The organism is Agrobacterium sp. fls2-241-TYG-188a (genome assembly GCF_030209845.1).
Genome location: NZ_JARVRD010000002.1, coordinates 803725 through 827073, shown reverse-complemented (window position 1 = coordinate 827073; position 23349 = coordinate 803725). Strand labels below are relative to the sequence as shown.

The 23349-nt window shown below is 58.1% G+C and carries 22 protein-coding genes and 3 tRNA genes; 16 read left to right on the top strand and 9 right to left on the bottom strand.

The window, feature by feature from the left end:
• Positions 1–9 precede the first annotated feature (9 nt).
• From QRN85_RS10760 to QRN85_RS10750, 3 genes are all read left to right on the top strand, one after another.
• Positions 10–468, top strand: coding sequence for an RDD family protein (locus QRN85_RS10760; protein WP_062587040.1), 459 nt, complete (start codon positions 10–12; stop codon positions 466–468).
• 126 nt (positions 469–594) lie between these two features.
• Positions 595–1359 carry an arginyltransferase gene (locus QRN85_RS10755; RefSeq protein ID WP_062587039.1) on the top strand — a complete coding sequence of 255 codons (765 nt, stop codon included), beginning with the start codon at positions 595–597 and terminating at the stop codon, positions 1357–1359.
• Positions 1360–1428: 69 nt separating this feature from the next.
• Positions 1429–1983 carry a DUF922 domain-containing Zn-dependent protease gene (locus QRN85_RS10750; RefSeq protein WP_284758837.1) on the top strand — a complete coding sequence of 185 codons (555 nt, stop codon included), beginning with the start codon at positions 1429–1431 and terminating at the stop codon, positions 1981–1983.
• 24 nt (positions 1984–2007) lie between these two features.
• Here QRN85_RS10750 and QRN85_RS10745 read toward each other — a convergent pair whose 3' ends face one another.
• The gene (locus QRN85_RS10745) at positions 2008–2610 is read right to left on the bottom strand and encodes a J domain-containing protein (protein WP_062587038.1); all 603 of its coding nucleotides are present in this window, start codon (positions 2608–2610) and stop codon (positions 2008–2010) included.
• Between the two features lie 301 nt (positions 2611–2911).
• Here QRN85_RS10745 and QRN85_RS10740 point away from each other — a divergent pair, with 301 nt between their 5' ends.
• Together QRN85_RS10740 and QRN85_RS10735 are read left to right on the top strand one after the other, a co-directional pair.
• Positions 2912–3265 carry a nuclear transport factor 2 family protein gene (locus tag QRN85_RS10740; RefSeq protein WP_284757928.1) on the top strand — a complete coding sequence of 118 codons (354 nt, stop codon included), beginning with the start codon at positions 2912–2914 and terminating at the stop codon, positions 3263–3265.
• 104 nt (positions 3266–3369) lie between these two features.
• Positions 3370–3445, top strand: a tRNA-Thr gene (locus tag QRN85_RS10735).
• 78 nt (positions 3446–3523) lie between these two features.
• Here the strand turns inward: QRN85_RS10735 and QRN85_RS10730 are convergent.
• The 3 genes from QRN85_RS10730 to QRN85_RS10720 all read right to left on the bottom strand — a co-directional run bounded on the left by QRN85_RS10730 (position 3524) and on the right by QRN85_RS10720 (position 5128).
• Positions 3524–4174: a DUF2161 domain-containing phosphodiesterase gene (locus QRN85_RS10730; protein ID WP_284757926.1), complete on the bottom strand. Its 651-nt coding sequence runs from the start codon at positions 4172–4174 to the stop codon at positions 3524–3526.
• Positions 4175–4734: 560 nt separating this feature from the next.
• Positions 4735–4811 (bottom strand) — tRNA-Arg (locus QRN85_RS10725).
• An 11-nt stretch (positions 4812–4822) separates the two neighbouring features.
• Positions 4823–5128 carry an ETC complex I subunit gene (locus QRN85_RS10720; protein ID WP_062587272.1) on the bottom strand — a complete coding sequence of 102 codons (306 nt, stop codon included), beginning with the start codon at positions 5126–5128 and terminating at the stop codon, positions 4823–4825.
• A 244-nt stretch (positions 5129–5372) separates the two neighbouring features.
• On the opposite strand from QRN85_RS10720, the gene QRN85_RS10715 reads away from it, so the two are divergent.
• Positions 5373–5519 carry a hypothetical protein gene (locus QRN85_RS10715; RefSeq protein ID WP_162928069.1) on the top strand — a complete coding sequence of 49 codons (147 nt, stop codon included), beginning with the start codon at positions 5373–5375 and terminating at the stop codon, positions 5517–5519.
• 92 nt (positions 5520–5611) lie between these two features.
• Here the strand turns inward: QRN85_RS10715 and QRN85_RS10710 are convergent.
• Positions 5612–5688: transfer RNA gene (locus QRN85_RS10710), tRNA-Pro, on the bottom strand.
• Positions 5689–6044: 356 nt separating this feature from the next.
• On the opposite strand from QRN85_RS10710, the gene QRN85_RS10705 reads away from it, so the two are divergent.
• The 6 genes from QRN85_RS10705 (at position 6045) to QRN85_RS10680 (ending at position 13066) form a co-directional block, all read left to right on the top strand.
• Positions 6045–7979, top strand: a complete 1935-nt coding sequence (locus QRN85_RS10705; RefSeq protein ID WP_284757922.1) for a methyl-accepting chemotaxis protein — start codon at positions 6045–6047, stop codon at positions 7977–7979.
• Between the two features lie 280 nt (positions 7980–8259).
• Complete coding sequence (locus QRN85_RS10700; RefSeq protein WP_284757920.1) at positions 8260–9558, top strand: efflux RND transporter periplasmic adaptor subunit; 1299 nt, start codon at positions 8260–8262, stop codon at positions 9556–9558.
• 14 nt (positions 9559–9572) lie between these two features.
• The gene (locus QRN85_RS10695) at positions 9573–10292 is read left to right on the top strand and encodes an ABC transporter ATP-binding protein (RefSeq protein WP_284757919.1); all 720 of its coding nucleotides are present in this window, start codon (positions 9573–9575) and stop codon (positions 10290–10292) included.
• Positions 10282–11490 (top strand): ABC transporter permease, encoded by a 1209-nt coding sequence (locus QRN85_RS10690; RefSeq protein ID WP_062587033.1) that lies wholly within the window; start codon positions 10282–10284, stop codon positions 11488–11490. The genes QRN85_RS10695 and QRN85_RS10690 overlap by 11 nt, the downstream gene beginning before the upstream one ends.
• Positions 11491–11555: 65 nt before the next feature.
• Positions 11556–12038, top strand: a complete 483-nt coding sequence (gene greA / locus QRN85_RS10685; RefSeq protein ID WP_284757918.1) for a transcription elongation factor GreA — start codon at positions 11556–11558, stop codon at positions 12036–12038.
• Positions 12039–12115: 77 nt separating this feature from the next.
• Positions 12116–13066, top strand: coding sequence for an MYG1 family protein (locus QRN85_RS10680; RefSeq protein ID WP_284757917.1), 951 nt, complete (start codon positions 12116–12118; stop codon positions 13064–13066).
• Positions 13067–13076: 10 nt separating this feature from the next.
• Here QRN85_RS10680 and QRN85_RS10675 read toward each other — a convergent pair whose 3' ends face one another.
• Together QRN85_RS10675 and QRN85_RS10670 are read right to left on the bottom strand one after the other, a co-directional pair.
• The gene (locus QRN85_RS10675) at positions 13077–14258 is read right to left on the bottom strand and encodes a DUF1501 domain-containing protein (RefSeq protein ID WP_062587031.1); all 1182 of its coding nucleotides are present in this window, start codon (positions 14256–14258) and stop codon (positions 13077–13079) included.
• 5 nt (positions 14259–14263) lie between these two features.
• Positions 14264–15826, bottom strand: coding sequence for a DUF1800 domain-containing protein (locus tag QRN85_RS10670; RefSeq protein WP_284757914.1), 1563 nt, complete (start codon positions 15824–15826; stop codon positions 14264–14266).
• A 163-nt stretch (positions 15827–15989) separates the two neighbouring features.
• Between QRN85_RS10670 and QRN85_RS10665 the strand changes: the two genes are divergently transcribed.
• Together QRN85_RS10665 and QRN85_RS10660 are read left to right on the top strand one after the other, a co-directional pair.
• On the top strand, positions 15990–16394 hold the full coding sequence (locus QRN85_RS10665; RefSeq protein ID WP_284757912.1) for a DUF2946 family protein: 405 nt from the start codon (positions 15990–15992) through the stop codon (positions 16392–16394).
• A 78-nt stretch (positions 16395–16472) separates the two neighbouring features.
• The gene (locus QRN85_RS10660; protein ID WP_284757910.1) at positions 16473–17888 is read left to right on the top strand and encodes a PepSY-associated TM helix domain-containing protein; all 1416 of its coding nucleotides are present in this window, start codon (positions 16473–16475) and stop codon (positions 17886–17888) included.
• Between the two features lie 54 nt (positions 17889–17942).
• Here QRN85_RS10660 and QRN85_RS10655 read toward each other — a convergent pair whose 3' ends face one another.
• On the bottom strand, positions 17943–18395 hold the full coding sequence (locus QRN85_RS10655; protein ID WP_284758835.1) for an Lrp/AsnC family transcriptional regulator: 453 nt from the start codon (positions 18393–18395) through the stop codon (positions 17943–17945).
• A gap of 123 nt (positions 18396–18518) precedes the next feature.
• Between QRN85_RS10655 and QRN85_RS10650 the strand changes: the two genes are divergently transcribed.
• On the top strand, positions 18519–19469 hold the full coding sequence (locus QRN85_RS10650; RefSeq protein ID WP_284758833.1) for a nucleoside recognition protein: 951 nt from the start codon (positions 18519–18521) through the stop codon (positions 19467–19469).
• 65 nt (positions 19470–19534) lie between these two features.
• On the opposite strand, the gene QRN85_RS10645 is transcribed toward QRN85_RS10650, so the two are convergent.
• Positions 19535–19888, bottom strand: coding sequence for a DMT family protein (locus QRN85_RS10645; protein WP_062452614.1), 354 nt, complete (start codon positions 19886–19888; stop codon positions 19535–19537).
• Between the two features lie 249 nt (positions 19889–20137).
• Here QRN85_RS10645 and uvrB point away from each other — a divergent pair, with 249 nt between their 5' ends.
• Positions 20138–23170, top strand: coding sequence for an excinuclease ABC subunit UvrB (gene uvrB, locus QRN85_RS10640; RefSeq protein WP_284757908.1), 3033 nt, complete (start codon positions 20138–20140; stop codon positions 23168–23170).
• The last annotated feature ends 179 nt before the right edge of the window (positions 23171–23349 follow it).

Sequence of the window (23349 nt, the reverse complement as noted above, 5' to 3'; positions counted from 1 at the left end):
AAACCGTCGATGAGCCTCGACCCGAATGCCACCTATGTCCCGACAGAAGACTGGCGCGCCTATAGCGGCGTTCTGAGCCGTCGCGTCTTTGCGTTTGTGATCGATTATATCATCGTCGCCCTTCTGTGCATTCCTGCTGCAGTCATCGTCTTTTTCCTTGGCGTCCTGACGCTTGGGTTAGGTTTTGCACTGTTTCCGGCCATTTTCGTTATTGTCGCCATTCTCTATTTCGGCATGACACTCGGCAGTTCTGCACAGGCAACCCCTGGCATGCGGGCTGCGGGTATTGCGATGGCGCGCACCGATGGACGGCGAATCGATTTTCTGATCTCCACGGTTCACATCGTTCTTTTCTGGGTCATCAACTCGATTCTTACCCCGCTCATCCTGCTGGCCGGACTGTTTACCGAGCGCTCACGCCTCGTCCATGACCTGCTGCTAGGCACCGTCATCGTCAGAACCACCTGAACTTGGCAAAAGCCGCGCGGCGCAGCGTCAAATTGACGTGCGCCGCTTATCTGGCAGTTGACGTTTTGTAGCTTTTTGCCATTCTGTTACAGAGGCTTGACTGGCGAAGGGAGCGATCAGGGTTCTATGAACACGCAGGCGACGCCCTCACCACAGTTCTATCTGACCGCACCGGCGACCTGTCCCTATCTGCCCGGCCAGTTGGAGCGAAAGGTTTTCACCCATCTTGTCGGCCCTCGTGCGGCAGAAATGAACGACCTGCTGACGCAGGGCGGTTTTCGCCGCTCGCAGAATATCGCTTATCGCCCCGCTTGCGAGACCTGCCGGGCGTGTGTCTCCGTACGGATTCTGGCGGAGCGTTTCGTGCCGACCAAATCCATGCGCCGCGTTCTGGGATATAATAACGATCTCGTTGCCAGCGTGCACCAACCCGAGCCCTCCACCGAGCAGTTCTCGCTGTTTCGCCGATACCTCGACCACCGCCATCAATCCGGCGGCATGTCGGACATGTCAGCACTCGATTACGCCGTGATGGTCGAAGACACGCATGTGAACACCCGCATCATTGAGTATCGAAAGCGCGAGCCCGGCGCTGGTATCGATGACAGCAAACGCGGTGAACTCGTCGCGGTCGCGCTGACGGACACGATGAGCGACGGGTTGTCCATGGTCTATTCCTTTTTCAATCCAGACTATGAAAAAAGATCTCTGGGCACCTTTCTCATCCTCGATCACATCGCCCGCACCCGTACGCTTGGTTTGCCGCACGTATATCTTGGCTATTGGGTCGATGGTTCGGAGAAAATGGGTTACAAGACACGCTACCACCCCCAGGAGCATCTGACGCCCCGAGGCTGGGAACTCTACGAGCCACAGGCCGAGACACCATGATGACGAGCAGGAAAACGCGTGCCTTCAGGACTTAAGACCATTCTTGCCGCCAAGGTGCTGCTGACACTCATGGGAACGGCAGCGTTCGCCCAGAACAGTTGGACGCCAACCGAGCAGATAAAGACATATCCCATCACCGGCAGTTCCGGCATCGAACTCTATCGATCAATCGGTGAACGCGGGCCCCAGGCGGGCGTTCAAGCCGTTGCGCACACCACCTTCAAGCTGACATGGCGCCGAGACTATCGTCCGAAGGCAGATGGCGCTTGCGTTCTGGCAACTGCCCGTCCCAATCTGACGATCATCTACACATGGCCAAAGGCTCCCGCAAAACTTCCGTCTGACGTCGCGGCAAGCTGGCAACGCTTCATCTCCGGCGTTGAGAAACATGAGCGCGTTCACGGCCAGCATATTCTCGACATGGTCAAGAAGATCGAAGCCTACAGTGTGGGTTTGCGGGCAGAAGATGATCCGAAGTGCCAGAAGGTTCGCGCCGTCCTCCAGCAGAGGTTGGGAGAGCTTTCCAATGAACAGCGTCAGCGCGGCCGCGATTTCGACCGCGATGAGCTATCGAATGGCGGCGCGGTCCATCAACTCATTCTCGCACTGGTGAATGGCCCCTGAAGCGACGCATGAGCGGCGCAGGCGTTACTCTGCCGCCTCCCCCTTCAAGAGAGGCTCGGCCAGCACGGCGATTTCAAGCTCGTAGGAATAGCCTTCCAACATCGTGTAGGCCTGTTCAATAACTTCTATCTGAGTTTCGGCATTGCGAATGGCGTCCGCAATCGACTGGCTACGCGCGCGCAGCATCGATCCCAACACATCCGTTTCCGGCTTTCGGCCCAGCCGGTCCATGTGTTTGCGCACGCGGGTGCGGTGACGCTCAAGTTCGAGAATGTGAAAACGGCTCTTGAGGATGTCGTCCGTAAGCTTGCGACGCATCGCTGCTACGGGATCGAAGCTGCCAGGCTCCCGCTCGTCGAGAATGAACTCGTTGACCAGCGTCTCCAACATCAGCAAGCCCTTCAGATCCTTGGCGTCGGCCAGTTGCGGATCGTATCCCGTATCGTCGAAAACCTTGCGCCTGACCGGATCCTTCAAAAGCTCGTAGGCCAATTGAAGCTTGGCGAACTGATCGGCATCACCGCCGCTGTCGGGATGCGCACTCTTGGCAACCTTGCGATAAGCCGCCTTGATCGTCGCATCATCGGCATCACGCTCTACGCCCAGCAAAACATAAGGATCGATCACCGAAACACCCGTACTCGCATTCTCGAAAACAGCCCCGGCCCGAAAGACCCGCAGGGTTGAAGCGGGATCATACGAAATTTTCCTCGCTGACGGCACCCCTCTAATGGGGTTTTGAACGCAAAACGACATCGACCGGAAATTTGTCGCCCGCGTGGCAAGCGCTCAAACGACCCGACAAAAATGTGGACAACCCTGTGCCTGAAGCCTGTTCCGGACCTTCCGGCGGCACATTACCCGGGTCGTGGCAGAATGCTGAAAAGAGTGTATTTTAGATTTGACTTCTGGAGGGAGGGTCAGAACGATGTCGGAAACAATCAGCCAGACGATTGCGGACTACGTGCAGGCAATGGCGCAAGCCGATGGTGACATGCTGCGGGAGGTTCTGGATCCACGCGCTAACATCGTCGGCAACTACGAGGGCGCGACCGAGTGGTTGTCCGTGGAGGATTTCATTCACCAGCTGCGCTCGGCAGAGCAAGGCTTGCAGGAGAGCCAATATGAGTTTGACATCATCGGCATCGACAAGGTGGGAGACACCGCCTCCGTCAAACTGACGACGCAAATGGGAAGCGTTGTGTTCTGCGAATATCTTTCGCTTCTGGAACGAGAGAGAAACTGGACCATCACCCACAAGCTCTACTACCTGCAAGGCTAGCCGCTTGCCGGGCCGTATGCGGATTTGAAACAAGTTTTTCCACACAACAGTGAAATTTCCACTTTACACGACAGGAGAATCTGCTAATTCCACCGCACTGGATTGCCCTTGTAGCTCAGTTGGTAGAGCACCTGATTTGTAATCAGGGGGTCACGAGTTCGAACCTTGTCGGGGGCACCAGTTTTCTCATTTCTTTTCATTCAGATTAGTTGATCCACGCTTGCCTTAGCGCTGGCCAGCTTGGTTACAGCTGTTGCGTTAAAGCTGGGGCCACCGAACTAGCGCATCGCGCCCGGCGTCAGTCAGGCCGTAAACGCCTCGCTCAAGTCTTTCAAACCATCCGTACACATTTGAGAGCAAGATCTTACCGGCTTCCGGAACGTCCTTTCTTACGTCTCCCACCCGCAGCGGGCCTTTCGCCAGAATGGCAGCGCATCCCAATGCCTGCTGTCGGTAGGCCGTCATCATGGGGACTCGCGTGCTGCCACCCAGTACCGGGTCGCCTCGCCTCGTCTTGTGCTCGCGCACCAGTCGGGAGCGTCTTTTCGGATTCGTGCGCGGCATCGGAGACGTCGATGGAACGATAACGCTGACGTCCCCGCGATCGGACACGCCCATCATACCGATGCCAAGCCGGCGGCAGAGATCGCGATAACGCTTATCGGTTTCTCTTCCTCTGCCCTTTGCCGATATTCTGGCCGCGATCCAGACCTCGTCAGCGACCGCTGCCCTATCAACGGCCTGGAGAAGCAGCTCGAGATTGAATGTCATTTTGAGTTCACAGATGACCACCACCGGCGATTCATCGTCGCTGATTCCGACGAGATCACATCCGCCGACCTCACCCTTTACGGAATAACCCGCAGCCTCAAGAAAGGCTTTCACCGGGAGATATAGGGAAGTTTCCATCAATCAGCGATCGTAACAGAGAATCATCCAGCCAGCATAACCGGATTATCGAGGCATTGAAGCGGTCTTGTACCTGCACCACCTCGTGACGCGGCTCAGTTGATGTCCCTGTCCTTCTTCGCCTGGTCATGATGCCATTTGATCGCGAAGAACATTCCTGTTCCCAACACAAGAAGCTTGAGCGGCAAAAGAACTATCGGGAACCAATCGACCCAATCCGAACCCATCATTTTCAAAAACTTTCCGCCAACTGCTCGACACCATCTGTCATGACATCGGTACAGTGCCCCACCCGCCCCAACAACCTGTCGTATTGACGCAGCCCTTCAGCGGGACGGTTTTGCTTGATGGAACTCCAGCGTCCCTGCCTGAGACTGTCAGCGCATTCGTTTAGCATAGCCCGCATTATCGAACACAGACCAATCCTGTTCGCGGCTATATGAGGCCGAAAGGTACCAAAACCGTCGGCGATTAAACAGTAACACTCAGAAACAACATCATGGGAACCGGGCTGAAACAAGAAAGCCCCCGGAGTATAACCGGAGGCTTTCGTGTATTGGTGGCGACCCCTGCAGGACTCGAACCTGCGACCTACTGCTTAGAAGGCAGTTGCTCTATCCAGTTGAGCTAAGGGGCCCGATCTATGAATTAGTGTGTCCAGGGCTGTGTGCGGGTGAACTTGAAGTTGTCCGTGTAGGACACAATCTTGCGGGTTGGCTCCTGAGGAGGAATAACGCGGTATTCGATGCCTTTGCGCTGGGCGTAGGCTTCCGCCAGTTCCTGCGTTTCAAAGGTCAGCTTTACCTGCTGGTTCATATCCGACGAGGACGTGTAGCCCATCACAGGATCGATCTTGCGCGGAACCTCGGCGTCGAATTCCAGCACCCAGATATTTGTTTTAGCCTTGCCGGATTGCATGGCAGTCTTGGCTGGACGATAGATTTTTGCAGACATTTCAAACTGCTCCGGTCTTGCGATCAAGGGGCGCTCCGCCCTTTCTCCCCATCCCCTATCATAAAAACATGACAGAGCGACAGCAAAACTCAATTGGACCGACTCCCCTTTGAAGTCAAGTCCGCGCAAGCCTCGCATAATGCGGAAACCATAAAAGCCTTAGATGGGGAAAAGGCTTTACACTTATCTTGCTACATGCGGACGAAGCGTATTTTATCGGGACGACATGTAAAGGACAGCAGACATGAATGAAAACGTAATCAAATTTCGCAAGCCGGAGCCGCCGAAACAGCCTCGCAAGCCAAACCCGCAACTGCGCAAGCTTATCGCGATTGCCGCAGTGATAGCGTTTTTTGTCGGCGCCTGGGCATATTTCCAATACGTAGCATGAATGTAAAAAGGGCAGTTTCCGGAGAACTGCCCACATCAACTTCTCTATTTTTGAAGATTGCTGGCCATTAATTCAATGGCATTAAAGAAAGATGGTCGGAGTGGAGAGATTCGAACTCCCGACCCTCTGGTCCCAAACCAGATGCGCTACCAGACTGCGCTACACTCCGCCTTTTCGATGGTGGGGAGATACACGGTTCATACATGCTCTGCAACAGCAAAATGACATTTTTTACCGATTTTTTGCATTGCAAAAAACTGTCTAGCAACAAGACAGAATTGATGGAGAAGATTTTTTCGATCAGCGCATTTCTCTCGTCTGCCCGACAGCATCGTGCGAGAATAAAGGTGGTCAACTTATTTTGTTTTTAACGATTATACGGACTAATCGCCGGCACGACACGGCAACTGCCGAATGCATGATGCGAACGTCGGAGCCTGCGCGGCATTTCATTACATTCATCTGAAGCACTGCATGCCACCACGTGCCGAACTGTCGCGCATATGGGTTGGGGGGAGACAATTCATGCTGGAAAATTTTGGTATTAAAACAAAGATATTATCTCTGCTTGTCGTTTTGGGCGTCATTTCGCTGTCAGGCATCGCCTATATGTCTATCCGCTTCAATCATGCCAACGACACTTACCACGGCTTCATTCGTAATGAGAGCCAGGCCGCGGTTCTTGGTGCCCGTGCCTCGGCTGGCGTCTGGACGGCGGTCGCTATTTCCGGCCGTCTGCTGGAGCAGGATCCTACATCGACCGTCTATAAGGACATGAAGGAGAAATACGAAAAGGATCTGCAGACAGCAGCCGAGCGATTTCAGGCTGTTGGCGTTGCCGTGCCCAGCCGCCAGCCAACAATGCAGAAGATCCTGACGATCCTGGCCGCGGTCAAAGCCAATACCGATAAGGCTATCGTCATGGCAGCCTCCGGCAACAAAGCAGGCGTACCCGCAATCATGGCGGAAAATGATGGGCTGATGAAGCAGCTGTCCACGGAGACTGGCGGGAATAATACGGCGATGATGGAATTGCTGACGTCAGGCGGCGACAGCATGTCGGAAGACGTCAAGTCAATCATCATGTTCAGCATCATCTCGCTCAGCATTGGCGTCGTCCTTGCGCTGGGCCTTGCTCTTTATGTTTCTCACGCAGGGATCACCGGTCCAATGGCTGTGTTGCGCGAACGTATGATCGGCCTTGCCAAAGGTGAGACCAGCCAGGAAATCGCTGGCATCAACCGCGCCGATGAAATCGGGCAGATGGCACAGGCAGTGGCCGTGTTCCGCACGAACGCCATTGAGCGGGCGCAACTGACAAAACAGGCCGATGCCGCCCAGGAAGCCAGCTTGTCGGAGCGGCTGGAGCGCGAAGCCCAGAAGGCGCGCGAAGCACAGGACCTGCAGCAGGCCGTAAACGAACTCGAGACTGCGCTGGGCCGCCTCGCCGATGGCGATCTGGCCTTCCGCATCGAAACGCCTTTTGTCGAGCATCTCGACGGTCTGCGCCGCAACTTCAACGATTCCATCCAGAAGCTCAATGCCGCCATGGCGACCGTCGGCGGAAATGCACAGGCCATCAATGCCGGTGCAAACGAGCTTCTGTCTTCGGCCGACAACCTGTCCAAACGCACCGAGCAGCAGGCGGCATCGGTTGAGCAAACGGCGGCTGCTCTGGAACAGATCACGACAACGGTGAAGGACGCAGCGAAACGCGCCGATGAGGCCAGCAAGCTCGTCGTTCGCACCCGCGATGGTGCCGAAAGCTCCAGCAAGATCGTGGGCGAAGCCATCAATGCCATGCACCAGATCGAAAATTCGTCCAATGAGATCGCCAATATCATCGGCGTTATCGACGACATCGCATTCCAGACCAACCTTCTGGCTCTGAATGCCGGTGTCGAAGCGGCACGCGCAGGCGAAGCTGGCAAGGGCTTTGCAGTCGTCGCCCAGGAGGTGCGTGAACTGGCCTCGCGTTCGGCGAACGCTGCCAAGGAGATCAAGGCGCTGATCAACACGTCCGGCGATCAGGTCAAAACCGGTGTGACACTGGTGGGCGAAACCGGAAAATCGCTTCAGACGATTGCCGCAGAAGTGCAGGAAATCAACCGGCACGTACACGCTATCGCCGAAGCATCGCGGGAGCAGTCACTCGGGCTGCAGGAGATCAACACCGCCGTCAACACGATGGATCAAGGGACGCAACAGAATGCGGCCATGGTCGAAGAATCCACCGCCGCCAGCCACGCACTTGCGAAGGAGGCACGCAGCCTCACCGAGATGCTGGCGCAGTTCCGGCTGGGCGATGCAGGTACGGCTCGGCAGGCTGCAAGGCCACGCGCGGCCGCATCCACATCCGCCTCTGTTCCCTCTCCTGCCCGCAGCATGAGCCGTAAACTCGCAGCCGCCTTTGGTGGCGGTGCAGCAGCGGTAAAAGAGCCGGAATGGGCTGAATTCTGAGAGACAGCCCGCCGGGTTCTAAACCCGGCGGGCACCAACCGTTCCGGGCGTTAATGCCGCGCGCGCCATGAATGGCAGTTGTCCACCGACGCGCTCCTCCATTTATGACCCGCGCCGGACCTGTTACCGGTAATATTACCAAGTTTTCACTTCACGCTGCCGCAAAGCTGTGCAACTTCCGTTCGATAAACAGAACGTGGAGCCGAATCCGATCCAGATCGTTCATCAGGCGTCATTCGCACGATATTGTCACGGGTCGGCCGAGTTGCAGGGAAGAGAAATGACCAAGCCCGATGATGTCGGCAACGATACAAGCAGGCCGGCACAACAACCGGACCTTCGAGAGATTCTCGGCGCTTCCAGTAAAGGCAAAAGAAAGTCTCGCCGTTTCATTTATGTGCTGGGCGCGTTTCTGCTGCTAGGTGGGGCGGCTACCTATTATTACATCTCTGGCGGCTCACGGGTTTCCTATACCTACACCACGGCAGACGTCAAAAAGGGCGATCTATCCGTCATCGTTACATCCACGGGTTCGGTTCAGCCAACCGATCAGGTGGATATTTCCAGCGAGCTTTCCGGCACCGTTAGAAAGGTCAATGTGACCTATAACAGCCCGGTCAAGGCGGGCGACGTGTTGGCAGAACTGGACACGAACAAGCTGCAGGCGGATGTGCAGAGTGCCCGCGCCAAGCTCGCATCGGCACAAGCAAATGTTCTCAAGGCAACCGCCGATCTCGGCTCCGCCAAGGCTTCGCTCGACCGGCTAAAATCGCTCGTGCAGAGCCGTGTGTCCAGCCAGCAGGATCTGGACGCCGCACAGTTCAATTATGATGCTGCCGCAGCTACGCTTCAAGTCAATAGCGCGTCCGTGCTGTCGTCGGAGGCTGATTTGCGCTTGGCGGAACTCAACCTCGGCAAGGCCAGAATCATCTCGCCGATTGACGGTGTGGTACTCACGCGCGACGTTGATCCAGGGGCCACGGTGGCTTCTTCACTCAATGCGCCAGTTCTCTTCACCATCGCTGGCGATTTGCGGCAGATGGAATTGCAGGTCGCGATTGACGAGGCTGACGTCGGAAAAGTCCGGAACGGCCAGACTGCATCTTTCAATGTCGACGCCTATCCGGACCGCAACTTCCCGGCCTCCATCGAGACGGTGCGATTTGCGTCTGAAACCGTTTCGAACGTCGTGACCTATAAGGGCATTCTGACCGTCGACAATGCGGAATTGCTTCTGCGTCCAGGCATGACAGCCACAGCCAACATCGTGGTGGAGCAGGTAAAGGACGCCATACTCGTCCCCAATACCGCTCTCAGATACAGTCCACCACGCGAATCCGCCTCTCGTGGCGGTGGCGGGCTGATGGGACTGTTTCGGCCTCCGCGAATGAACAGGCAGCGTGGTGGCGACGAACCGGCGGTCTCGGCAAAGCGAAACATCTGGGTCCTGCGCAACAACAATCCCGTCCCCGTCGAGGTGGAAACCGGCTCTACGGACGGCCAGTTCACCGCCATCAAATCGGGCGACGTGAAGGTTGACGATCAGGTCATTACAGACGCTTCCCAGCGCAGCAATTGAAGCGGGAGCAAAGCATGACAATCCACCCGCTCATAGAGTTCCGCAACGTCGTCAAGCAATATGGCGTCGGCGAAGCGACGATCCGCGCACTGGACGGCGTCAGCCTCTCCATCGCGGAGGGTGAATTCGTTGCCATCATGGGACCTTCGGGTTCCGGCAAGTCCACCTCAATGAACATCATCGGGTGCCTCGATACGGCAACGGCGGGCGAGTACTTTTTTCAGGGCGTGCCGACCAGCGGCTTCGACAAGGAACAGCTGACGCTGTTGCGTCGTCATATGCTCGGCTTCGTTTTTCAGGGCTTCAACCTCTTGCCGCGCACCTCTGCCGTGGAAAATGTCGAATTGCCCCTTATTTACCGAGGCATGAAGGCTGCGGAGCGGCGTCCCCGGGCGCTGGAAGCGCTGGCGCAGGTGGGGCTGGCGGGTCGAGAACACCACACAACGCAGGAGCTTTCGGGCGGGCAGCAGCAGCGCGTGGCCATTGCGCGTGCCATCGTTACCCGGCCCGCTCTCCTGCTGGCCGATGAGCCCACCGGCAATCTCGATACAAAGACCAGCACCGAAATCATGGAGTTGATCACCTCGCTGAACCGCGACAGGGGGATTACGGTCGTCATGGTGACGCATGAGGAAGACATCGCTGCCTATGCAGGCCGCCTGTTGCGGTTTGTCGATGGCCATCTTGCCTCAGACAGCGCAAACCAGATCCCGGAGGCCCATGATGTTTCTTGAGACAGCCCGGCTTGCATTGCGCGCCATAAGCCGGAACATGCTTCGCTCGTTCCTGACCGTGCTCGGCGTCGTCATCGGCGTGGCGGCAGTCATCGCCATGGTCACCATCGGAAATGGCACGACGGCGCAGGTGAAATCGGAGCTTTCGCGGCTGGGCACCAACATGCTTTTCGTACGCCCGGGCCAGTTCGGCCCAGGACGCGCCAGCACGGAGGCTAAGCGTTTCAACGAGCATGACGTTCAGGCCATGCGTGACCAGCTCGGCGGTGTGCGCGCCGTCGCTCCACTCAACAGAAGCTCTGCTGCGACGGTCATCTATGGCGGCAAAAACCATTCGACCAGCGTGGTTGGCACCACCAATGATTACCTGACCGTGCAGGACTGGACGCTGGCACTGGGACGGGAGTTTCTGCCTGCGGAAGACCGTGGCGGTCAAATCGGCTGCATCATCGGCGAGACCGTTCGGCAGGAGCTGTTCGGGTCCGCCAACCCGGTCGGACAGACGATCCGGGTCAGCAACATCTCCTGCCCTGTCATCGGGGTGCTGGCGCGAAAGGGCCAATCGGGCTTAGGTGACGATCAGGACGACACTATCATCATGCCACTGAAAATCCACCAGCGGCGCATCGGTGGCACCACGACCATATCGAGCATCATGGTCTCTGCGCAGGACGGCGTTTCCACCGCCAAGGTTCAGGCAGATATCGAAAACCTTCTGCGCGAACGCCGTCGCATTGGTTTGGGCCGCGAGGACGACTTTACCGTCAATGACATGGCGCAGATCGCTTCGGCAATGACGGGAACGACAACCCTGCTGACCGGGCTTCTCGGCGCTGTCGCGGCGGTCAGTCTGCTCGTCGGTGGCATTGGCATCATGAACATCATGCTTGTTTCCGTGACCGAACGGACCCGCGAAATCGGCATCCGGCTTGCTATCGGCGCGTTGGAAAAACAGGTCCTGACCCAGTTTCTGGTCGAGGCGGTGATGCTCTCTGCCTTCGGAGGTCTTGCTGGAATTCTCACGGGGCTGGGTCTTGCCTATGCCGTGGTGAGCTTTCTCGGCGTTCCCTTCGTCACAAGCCCTTCGATCATCGCGCTCGCATTCGCCTTCTCCGCGGCAATCGGTGTCATTTTTGGTTACTTCCCGGCGCGCAGGGCAGCGAACCTCAGCCCTATCGAGGCGCTGCGACACGAATGAGCCCAACGGTTGTCTTTCCGCTCCGCACTCTCCATATGAGGATAAGTGTATAAAGGAATTTGACCGTGAGCGTAGCCTTCGTAAAGGAAGAGAGTGCCGAAACCGCAGCAGAAACACAGCTGCCGGATCGCCCTGTCTCGCCGCATCCCAACCTTGTCACCGAGGCGGGTTTGATAGCACTCCAGAAGCAGGTCGCTGCCGCAAGAGCGGCATTCGATGAGGCAAACGCTATCGAGGACATCAACGAGCGTCGACGACAGGCTGGCCCGCACATGCGCGATCTCAGGTATTTTTCCGAAAGGCTTCATACCGCGCAATTCGTAGCGCCGCCCGAAAACAACGATGTCGTCGCCTTCGGCGGCACCGTGACATTCTCGCGCGAAGACGGGCGGGTGCAGACCTACCGGATTGTCGGGGAAGACGAAGCAGACCCGAAGACGGGATCAATCTCATACGTCTCCCCTGTCGCCAGAGCGCTTTTGGGTAAATCTGTCGGTGATTCAGCCTATGTGGGTGACGATGAGCTGGAAATCACTGCTATCAGCTGATGTTTGCTTGCTAGGCGGTCGGACAAGCGATATTTGATCGTCAAGATCGCACTCCTACCTACAAGGCCAGCTACCTGATGACAGCGGAATTTCTCGTTACCCACTCCGGTGGCTTTCATGCCGATGAACTTCTGTCCAGCGTCATCCTGACCCGCCTTTTCCCTCAGGCGAAAATCATACGCAGCCGCTCGCCGGAATGGATCACGCCTGCCTCCGATCGTATCATCTACGACGTGGGCGGCGCCTATGATGCGCAGACGCGCATTTTCGATCATCATCAGCGCGGAGCACCTCTCAGAGAGGACGGCCAGCCCTATAGTTCTTTCGGACTGGTGTGGAAGCATTTCGGTCGCGATTATCTGGCGGCATCGGGCATTTCCGATACCCACATCGACGCCCTTCATGCCTCATTCGACACAAGCTTCGTTCTGCCAATCGATCTCACGGATAATGGTGCGCTGAGCCCATCTACCGCTGGGCAACTGTCTACCTTGACACTGCCCAGCCTGCTCGAGACGCTGAAGCCATCTTTCGACAATACCGACCCGGAGGCCGACGACCGCGCGTTCCATCATGCGCTCTCCATCGCGCGCAGCTTCGTTGAGGCAAACATCGAGAAGAAGGCGGCAAAGCTGCGGGCTGAAGCCCTTGTGTTGAAGGCCATCGATGCAACGGGCGAAGGCCGCGTTCTCGAGCTTCCTCTGGGAATGCCGTTCCGTCCTGCAATCGTCAAAGCCGGTGCCGACCACCTTCTCTTCGTGGTCCACCCGCGCGACAAGGATTGGTGCGTAACGGGTATTCGCCGTGCCGACGATGGTTTTGAACTGCGAGCAGACCTGCCCGCAGCCTGGGGTGGGCTGACGGACGCCGATCTGGAGGCAGTTTCCGGCGTTGAGGGCGCAACCTTCTGTCACAATGGCCGCTTCATCGCGGCTGCGAAATCACGCGCAGCCGCGCTTGAAATGGCCGATATCGCAGTGAAGACCGCTCTGATCGATGCGGCAACGTCAGCAACCGCCGCGCCCTGATCTGATCACCTCAGATTTTGAGGTAGGCTGAGGACCTGTCGAAGTTCAGGCCGGGAAATATCGTGTTGGTCAGCGCTTCACTGGATACGTCGAACTGGCGATAGAGCATGGCGGCGGCAAGTTCGCGAACATCGCCGGTCGGCATCAGGTCGCGGTCGTCGAGAAGCTTCCCATCGCCAAGGCCGGGCCAGTTGCCGAGAACGCGGCCGCCATCGATACCGCCACCAGCAAGGACTGCGACGCCGCCTGTGCCGTGGTCGGTGCCGCCTGTTCCGTTCTCGCGGGCCGTGCGTCCAAATTCAGTCATCGCAACGACAACCGTTTTCTTCCAGACCTCCGGCCCGACCGCATCTTTCAGCGTCGTCAGCGCAATGGTCAGGTCCTTGACCGTTCTGGCAAACTGCCCCTTCTGCCCCGCATGGGTATCCCAGCCATCCACGGAAAAGCTGGCGATGCGGTAATCTTCTTTCAGCAGGCCACCCGCCAGCTTGGCGACATCGCGAATGCCCTGCCCGCGCTTTTCATCCTGAAAGAGTTGTTCCGCCGACATGTCGGTGCGCAAGGCTTCGGCGAGGACCTGATTGAATTCCGGATCATTCGCATAGAGCCGCTTGAAGAAGCCGATTTCATCGGCTCCCATCGTCATGTTGGACGTTGATGCCCAGACGTCCGCCTCGTTCGGACCTGAGAGAATGAGCTCCATCGATGTATTGATGTCTATCGCCTTGCGATCTGCGGAGCGCGGAATGGACGACAGGGCGCGGTTGAGCCATCCGGTGCGTTCCTCATGGACATGCTCTGCCCCGCTCTCCAGCATATCCTGCCCGTCGAAATGGCTGCGCTGATCGCGGTAAGGTGTGGAAACGGCATGGACGAAGGCCAGTTCCTTCGCCTGCCACAGCGGCATCAACGGCTGCGCTGCCGGGTTGAGCCCGAAATGCCCATCCAGATCGATCAGGCCGGTGTCTGGCGTCAGGGCAAGTGTCGGACGAAACCCTGCGAATGCAGGATCACCATAGGGCTGAACGAGGTCAAGCCCATCCATGGCTCCGCGAAGCACAATGGTGACGAAGCGGTTTTCGCCTGGCATGGCGGCGAAGCTGACTGGCGAAAACGCCGGCACGGCAGCCGCGCAGCAAGCCGTCACCAGAAAATTGCGACGGCTGATAAGCATGGTCTGAGAGATGGTCATTGATCCTATCTCCTGTTGAATTCCGGTGAGGACAGCGCAAGCGTCATGCCGCTCGCACGATTGGGCGCCTGGCTGACCACACGGATCGTGTCGTCTCTGGCCATATCCGCCAACGCGACTTCCAGGAGCTTTCGCGGCTCCATGTCGCCGCCAAGCGTGTTCGATGCCTTGCGCGCCCACAGGATACGCTCGCTCATCTGGCTTGGAGAAAGCCAGGAAGCGACACCCTCCTCAAATCCCGCGGGACTTGGCGGCTGCCAGACGGGTTGGCCCATGCGGCGCAGCGACGCCAGCGTCAGCGTTCGTGCCAGACTCTGCCTGTTGGCGGGCTTCTGAATTTTCGCGTCAGCGCCTTGCCCCTCCGGACCGGGCTTCTCGGCTGCCATGTCTCCGCTTGGTGGGGCCTTGGATTGCGCGCTTTCGGCACCAGCCATATCACCCATGCCGGGTTGCACCGAGCCTACGGGGACTGACCTTGCGGCCTCGTCGTCACCAGATGGAGACAGTCGCTGCTCCCAGTTTTTCCGATTGATGCCGAATGCGCGCAGCCCGGAAACCACAAAGTCAAATGGCAGCTTCATCTTGCGGCCGGGATCGCTCCAGGCACGCGGCTGGTTCAGCATGGCCGCATAGACCTTGATAAGGTTGCCATCGCTGGCTTTCCACTCTTTCGCCATGGCACCGACAACATCCATGGGAGGATCGTCGGCGATAAAATGTGTGGCCAGCTTTCGACAGACATGCAACGCGGTCTCCGGGCGCGTCGCCAGATCGTCGAGCATTGCAAGGCAATCATCCGCGGTGCGCTTGCGGCCTCCATAGGATACGCCGAGAACCTTGATCTCACCGGGTTCCGCCATGCGCGGCCGAAACAACATCTCGTAACGGTCATCCACCGTCATGCCGGTCAGCACCAGGGCTGCAGAGCGCACATCCTGCTGCGTATAGCCGCTGCCAGCGCCCATGGTGTGCAGTTCCAGCAATTCCCGGCCCAGATTTTCATTGAGGCCGCGCTTCTGGCGTTCAGCCGCGACTGATTCCGGTCCGGTCGATCTGTTCTGGTCGAGATAGATCAGCATCGCGGGATGCAGCACGGCGGCCTGAAGCAAGTCGCGAAACCGACCGGCAAGATGCGGTCGAATCGCCTCGACCTCATAGAGCGGAGTGAGCGCTCGCATCGGTAGCGACTTGTGAGCGTTGACGGAGAAGTGGTCCGTCCAGAAGGCGGCAAGACGCTCGTGGAAGCCGTAGGGCGAGAACACCGACTGCATAACGCGGGCGGTGCTGTCGCGTTGCAAACTCTGCTCGGCTTTTTTCTGCAGGGCACGGCGCGCATCACGATCACGCTCGCCGCCATTGTTGGCGGGACGGATAGCGACCAACCCATCCGCAAGATCATCGGCCCGCTGGCGCGCGGCAAGCACTCCGCCCAACGGAAAAAACGCATCCTTCAAAGGCGCATCCGCAAGCTGAACCAAGAGGTCATCAACATTCTGCGTGAGAACCTGGCCCGGCGAAAGGCCATAGCCATAGCGGATCGCCGCTATCGTTGGAGAAAAGGGAGCCATGTTTTGCTACTCCGACCAACTTCAAGTCGGGGTAGGATCACAGCCAATTCCGGCGAAAAAGCTGCGAAACAATGGCGATTTGCCGACATGGACAATTTGTAATTCGGCCAGACGTACATCTTGCCGCAGTGACAATGCGGAAAAATTGTGGCACGCCAGCGCCATGAGGCTTGTTCGCGACATCTTGCAGGATAGAAGCTCGGCTGGCGCTATCGCCATGCTGGCGCTTCTGCTTTTCCTGCTACAGGGCCTCGCCAACGGATTTACAAACGGCGCCATGGCTTCAGCGGCGCTGGCGGCAGATGAGATCATCTGCTCCATGCACACGCAGGGCGGGGCATCCGAAAAGCAGGACCCGGCGGGGAAACTCGCGAATAACTGCTGCGGCACCATGTGCCGCCTGGCATCCGCCTCCGGCGCTGCAATACCCAGCCCGGTCATCGAGTTTATTCCTGCCCCACTGCCGACGACCCTGCTCCACTTCCAACCCGTCACGGAAGTTCTGTCGTCGCCTTCGCCGAACCTGGGTTCACGGCCGCGCGGACCACCCTTCGCCAGAGATGTTTGAGATCACCATGGCCCATGCGCCACGTCGAGAGGCGTAGCGCATTTCGCCGTCTTTCCTCATTCTTCTGCGGAGACATTCATGTCCGTTACCACCTCGTTCGAGGATGCGCGCCAATCAGCAGCCTCCTCCATCAACCTCTATCGCGCTGTCTGGCGATGGCATTTCTATGCCGGGCTCTTCGTGCTGCCTTTCATGATTTCACTCGCCGTTACCGGCGCACTCTATCTCTTCAGGGATGAAATCGACGCGATAATCCATTCCGATCTCAAGCGCATCGAAGCTGTACAGAACGCACCAAAGGCCGCGCCGTCTGCCATCATCGACGCCGCTTTGGCAGCCGTTCCCGGTACGGTCCTCAAATACACGACGCCGACGGACTCCGGCGCTTCGACGGAAATCACCATAAAGGCGTCTGATGGCAAGCGGGCCGTCTACGTCAATGCATATAGCGGAAAGGTGCTTGGTTCCATGCCGGATCGCGGCACTGTCATGTGGACGATACGCTATCTGCACAGTCTGAAATATTTTGGGACCTATACGCGGTATCTTATCGAAATAGCCGCTGGGTGGTCGATCCTGCTTGTGGCAACCGGCATCTATCTCTGGTGGCCGCGCAACCAGACAGGCGGCGTCGTCACCGTCCGCGGGACGCCGAAAAAGCGCGTTTTCTGGCGCGACACCCACGCTGTGACCGGCGCCTTCGTTGGCCTGTTCATCGTTTTCCTTGCCGTAACGGGTATGCCATGGTCCGGCGTCTGGGGCGCGAAGGTCAATGAATGGGCAAACGGCAACAATTTCGGTTATCCCCCAGGCGTTCGGGTGGATGTTCCAATGTCCGGCACGCATCTGGATGATGTAGCAAAAACCACCTGGTCACTCGAGCAGGCACAGGTGCCGATGTCCTCCGCAGGACACGATCACGGACAGCATTCCGAAACTCCCGCGCCCGTCGCGACAGGTGCTGACATTACGAACGCACCGATCGGCATCGACAGCGCAGTCTCCCGCTTTGATGCTTTGGGGCTGCAAGCGGGATATACGGTCGCAATGCCGACGACACCGACCGGCGTCTACAGCGGCTCTGTCTATCCCGATGACCTTGCCAAGCAACGGGTAGTTCATCTGGATCAATACACCGGCGAGCCGCTCATCGACATGAGCTATGCCGATTACGGGCCGCTCGGCAAAGGCCTGGAATGGGGAATCAACGTTCATATGGGCCAGCAATTCGGGCTGGCAAACCAGATCATTCTGGCTCTCGCCTGCCTCGGCATCGTCCTTCTGGCCGTATCCGGCGGTGTCATGTGGTGGAAACGTCGCCCCAAAGGCTCCTTCGGGGTTCCGCCCCTGCCGCATGACAAACGCGTCCTGCGCGGCTTGATCGCGCTGTTAGCCATCGGCGGCATCATCTTCCCGCTGGTCGGCATCAGCCTGCTGATCATGCTGGTTCTGGATCTCGCCATTCAAAGGGCGAACCGGCGCAACGCTCACTGAAACCGTGCCGGGAGCAATCCCGGCACCCACAATCGCCTCAAAAAGATTGTCGCGTCAGATGCGGATCGCAGTTTCTTCCTTGGCGGTCTTAATGACGACCATCGTATAGAAGCGGGCGACATTCGTCTCGTCGCGAAACAGCCTGTCGCAGATAGCGTCATACTCATCCATGTCCCGCAGGCGCAACATCAGCACGACGTCGGTCTCCCCGGTTACGCCATAGGCCTGCGCGACGGCCTCTTCGGCGGCGACGAGTTCCAGAAACCGGCGCATATGTTGCTCGCCATGCAGCTTCAGTTCAACCGTGACCATGGCTTTGACACCACGCCCCGCCTTGGCCGGGTTAAGAATGGCAACGATACGGTCGATGACGCCGGATTTGTGCAAACGTTGGATGCGCCTCAGGCAGCTGGATGGCGACAAGCCCACGTCATCGGCCATCTCGACATTTGTGCGCGACGCATCGCGCTGCATCAGGTTCAACAATTTCCGATCAATCGCATCCATGGCCGAGAGCATAGCCCGCCTCTGACGCTTTGCAATAAAATTGCACATTCATGCAATTTTTGACCACAAATTCGATTGGGCTCGCGGTAGCACAGTGGACATGATTTTCGAGAGGGACCCGTGATGCAAACATTCCTGAAGCACAGCCGTGAAACGCTGCACATCTATTGGCTGCTGGTCCGCATCACGGTTCCCATTACTCTGGCGACGGAGGTGTTGTCGCGAATGGGTCTGATCGAGGTCATCTCCCCCGCCTTTGCGCCCTTCATGAACGTGGTGGGATTGCCCCCGGAACTGGGGCTGGCCTGGCTGACTGCAATGCTTGTGGGCATATGGGGCGCAATACCGCTGATCTTCACTCTGGTGCCTGTTCAGTCCCTCAGCGTGGCTGAGGTCACCGTCTTTTCCGCGCTGATCCTGTTTGCGCATGGATTGCCGCTGGAACAGAAGATCATCCAGAAAGCGGGTCCGTCATTCGTCGTCACAACTCTGTTGCGCATCGTCGGCGGCCTACTCTATGCCTTTCTGCTGCACCACATCCTCCAGGCGACAGGCGCTCTTTCCGCACCCGTCCAGCCCGGCTGGATACCCATGACAGCGACGCTGGAATGGAGCGACTATTTTCTCTCGCTGCTGGAAACCCTGGTCTGGATGCTTGTCATCCTCTTCGTCCTCTCCTGGAGCCTCGAAATTCTGAAAATCACGGGGGTGATGAAGGTTCTCATGCTCGCAATTACGCCAATCCTTCGCGTGGCGGGCATCAAGGGCGAGGCTGAACAACTGACGGCCATCGGCCTGTTTCTCGGCATATCCTACGGCGCGGGTTTCCTCATCCGCGAAGCGCAATCCGGCACGATTTCTCGGCGTCAGGTTTTTCTCTCCTGCGTCTTCATGGGATTTGCCCACAGCATGATCGAAGACACTCTGCTGATGGCTTCGCTGGGCGCGGATATCGTCAGCATTCTTGTCGGAAGGCTGGTATTCGCCGTGGCGGCGACCGCCGCCATAGCCGCTCTGCTGCACGTGTTTTACGACAAACGCATCTTGCGCGCAGGTCGAAGGAAAGAAGCGTGACTGCCTGATGTGAAGAGGCGGTCGCCCGTTTTTCGAGCCGACCGCCTCGCGAAAAGGCCCTGCCCTTACGAGCGGAACAGGAAGGATGCGCCGAAAGCGATGAGCGCAAAGCCGATGACATGGTTGATCGTCAGGCTTTCCTTCAACCAGAATACCGAAAACAGCGCGAAGACAGTCAGCGTGATGACTTCCTGCATCGTCTTCAGCTGCGCCGTCGAATAGACTTCGGAGCCAAGGCGATTGGCTGGCACGGCGAGACAATATTCAAAAAACGCGATACCCCAGCTGGTCAGGATGGCAAAAAACAGCACGCTGCCTTTGTGCTTGAGATGTCCGTACCAGGCAAATGTCATGAAGACATTCGAGGCAATCAGCATGACGACCGGCCAGATATGCGCAGGGGTTATGGAAAAAGGCATGACAGACCTTTGAGATGGGAGGAAAATAATGAGGCAAGGGGAACCTGTTCCGGCTTGCGGCGTATTGCTTAGCGCAGGACGCAGCAAACAGGAACAGGATTTTGACGCGCCCTTTAACCGGGTGGTGAGAGCGCGTGAAGAACGCAAAGCCTTCGCAACCGGTTCCCTGAGCTTCAACGTTTCCTGTTTGTACTCATTTTTTGTTCCCCGCCCCTTCCTTTTCAACTGGACTCTCTCCATATTCCGACCATGGCCAGATCACCGAAGAAATCCTCCGACAACACCACCTCTCGCTCCGATGGCTTTGCGGAAATGCCGCAAGCCCCATTTGAAGGCGCGCCGCTCTCCGGCAGCGTTTCTGACTGGGTAAAGCAGCTTGAAGCGGAGGCGGAAGCATCTTCCGTGGAAACGCAGCGGGAAGTCGCATCCAAGGCTGGTAAGCATCGCAAGAAAATCGAGAGCGAGGCGCGCAAACAGGCGATAGAAGAAGCCGAGAAAGCCAAAAGCGGCGGCAGCGTCAACAAGAAGGCAAGCGCGCAGAAGACGTCGCGCGGTGTTTCCATCGGCGCGTCAAACGACCCGAAGACACGTGCTGCCGCAGGTCTCAACCCCGTCGCGGGCATGGATGTGAGCCTTGAGGATGCGGAAAATCTTGCCACCGGCGCGGTAACGGCAACGGTCGAGGCTCTGTCGGCACTGATCGAAAGCGGCAACCCGCTGTTCAAGGATGGCAAGCTGTGGACGCCCCACCGCCCTGCCCGCCCGGCCAAATCCGAAGGCGGCATAACTATCCGCATGGCCTCGGACTTCGAACCCGCTGGCGACCAGCCAACGGCGATTGCCGATCTGGTTGAGGGCATCAATTCCGGCGAACGGTCGCAGGTGCTGCTGGGCGTCACCGGCTCCGGCAAGACCTTCACCATGGCCAAGGTCATTGAAGCGACGCAACGCCCTGCCGTCATTCTCGCGCCCAACAAAACGCTGGCGGCGCAGCTCTATTCGGAATTCAAAAACTTCTTCCCCGATAATGCGGTGGAATATTTCGTTTCCTACTACGATTATTACCAGCCGGAAGCCTATGTGCCGCGCTCTGATACCTTCATCGAGAAGGAGTCCTCCATCAACGAGCAGATCGACCGGATGCGCCACTCGGCCACGCGCTCACTGCTGGAACGTGACGATTGCATCATCGTCGCCTCGGTCTCTTGCATCTATGGTATCGGTTCGGTCGAAACCTACACCGCCATGACATTCCAGATGGCCGTGGGTGACAGGCTGGACCAGCGCCAGCTTCTGGCCGATCTCGTGGCCCAGCAATACAAGCGCCGCGACATGGATTTCCAGCGCGGATCTTTCCGCGTGCGCGGCGATACCATCGAAATCTTCCCTGCCCACTTGGAAGATGCCGCATGGCGCATCTCCATGTTTGGAGACGAGATCGACTCGATCACCGAATTCGATCCGCTGACCGGCCAAAAGACTGGCGATCTGCAATCGGTGAAGATCTACGCCAACTCGCACTATGTCACGCCGCGCCCGACGCTGAATGGCGCCATCCGCGCTATCAAGGAAGAGCTGAAGGGCCGCCTTGCGGAGTTGGAGAAGGCCGGGCGTCTGCTGGAAGCGCAGCGTCTGGAACAGCGCACGCGCTACGATATCGAAATGCTGGAGGCCACCGGCTCCTGCGCGGGCATCGAAAACTATTCGCGCTATCTGACCGGGCGTAACCCCGGCGAGCCACCACCGACGCTGTTTGAATATATCCCTGATAACGCCCTGCTGTTCATCGATGAAAGTCACGTTTCCGTCAGCCAGATCGGCGGCATGTATCGCGGCGACTTCAGGCGCAAGGCGACGCTGGCCGAATATGGCTTCCGCCTGCCCTCCTGCATGGATAACCGCCCGCTGCGCTTCGAAGAGTGGGATGCGATGCGCCCGCCGACCGTGGCTGTCTCGGCCACACCCGGCGCCTGGGAAATGGAACAGTCCGGCGGCGTCTTTGCCGAGCAGGTCATCCGTCCCACCGGCCTCATCGATCCGCCGGTGGAAGTCCGCTCCGCCCGCAGCCAGGTGGATGATGTTCTCGGCGAAATTCGCGAAACCGCCGCCAAGGGTTACCGCACGCTCTGCACCGTGCTCACCAAGCGCATGGCCGAAGACCTGACCGAATATCTGCATGAACAGGGCGTGCGCGTCCGCTACATGCACTCGGACATCGACACGCTGGAACGTATCGAAATCATCCGCGACCTGCGCCTCGGCGCATTCGACGTGCTCGTCGGCATTAACCTGCTGCGTGAAGGTCTCGACATTCCCGAATGCGGCTTCGTCGCCATTCTCGATGCCGACAAGGAAGGCTTCCTGCGCTCGGAGACATCGCTGATCCAGACTATTGGCCGTGCGGCGCGTAACGTCGATGGCAAGGTCATTCTCTATGCTGACAACATCACCGGCTCGATGAAGCGGGCGATGGAAGAAACCAGCCGCCGCCGGGAAAAGCAGATGGCCTATAACGAGGAACATGGCATCACGCCTGAGTCCGTCAAGGCCCGCATTTCCGACATTCTCGACAGCGTCTACGAGCGCGACCACGTCCGCGCCGATATCTCCGGCACTTCAGGCAAAGGCTTTGCAGATGGCGGCCATATGGTAGGCAACAACCTGCAGGCGCACCTCAACGCGCTGGAAAAATCCATGCGCGACGCCGCCGCCGATCTCGACTTCGAAAAGGCCGCCCGCCTGCGCGACGAAATCAAACGCCTCAAAGCCGCCGAACTCGCCGCCATGGACGACCCGATTGCGAAGGAAGAAGCCAAATCGCTGGAAAGCGGCGCAAAGGGCAAACCCGGCAAGAAGACTGGCCCGGGCACCCGCTCCGATTCGAACCCGCTCCTTGAGGCTGAGATGGGTGGTAGCCCAGAGGGTAGCGAGCGCGCATCGACCTCACTATTTCAGAAACCCACCCTCGACGACATGGGCCCCGGCACAGACACCGCCAAACCCCTGTTCCGCAAGAACAGCCTCGACGAAATGACCGTTGGCCGCACCGAAAAGCCGGTCAAAAAAGCCGTGCCGCCAAAGCCAAAAACCGAAGACGGCAAACGCTTCTCACCCCTGCTCGAAGGCCAACCCGAACGCGCCAACCCCGGCCTGAACCCCAACACCAAAAACGACCCCCGCCCAATCGCGCGCGGCAAGGTGGGCGTGGGGAGCTATGAGGACTCGGGTGAGCAGAAGCGCAAGGGTCGGACGAAGGGGAAGACGGGGCGACCGGGGCGATAGCCGATAAAACAGGATAATTCGGCGTGAGCTTGCTTGCGAGAGTGCTAGCATTATCCGTAAACGCGTTAGTGTCGGAAGTCACTGCCGGTATTGGCGGCCACGTTGGCCCGCCATATCCCCTCTACGACGTCGAACGCCGATCTGCCCTTCACCATCTATCGCCCGGATGACGAGCGATA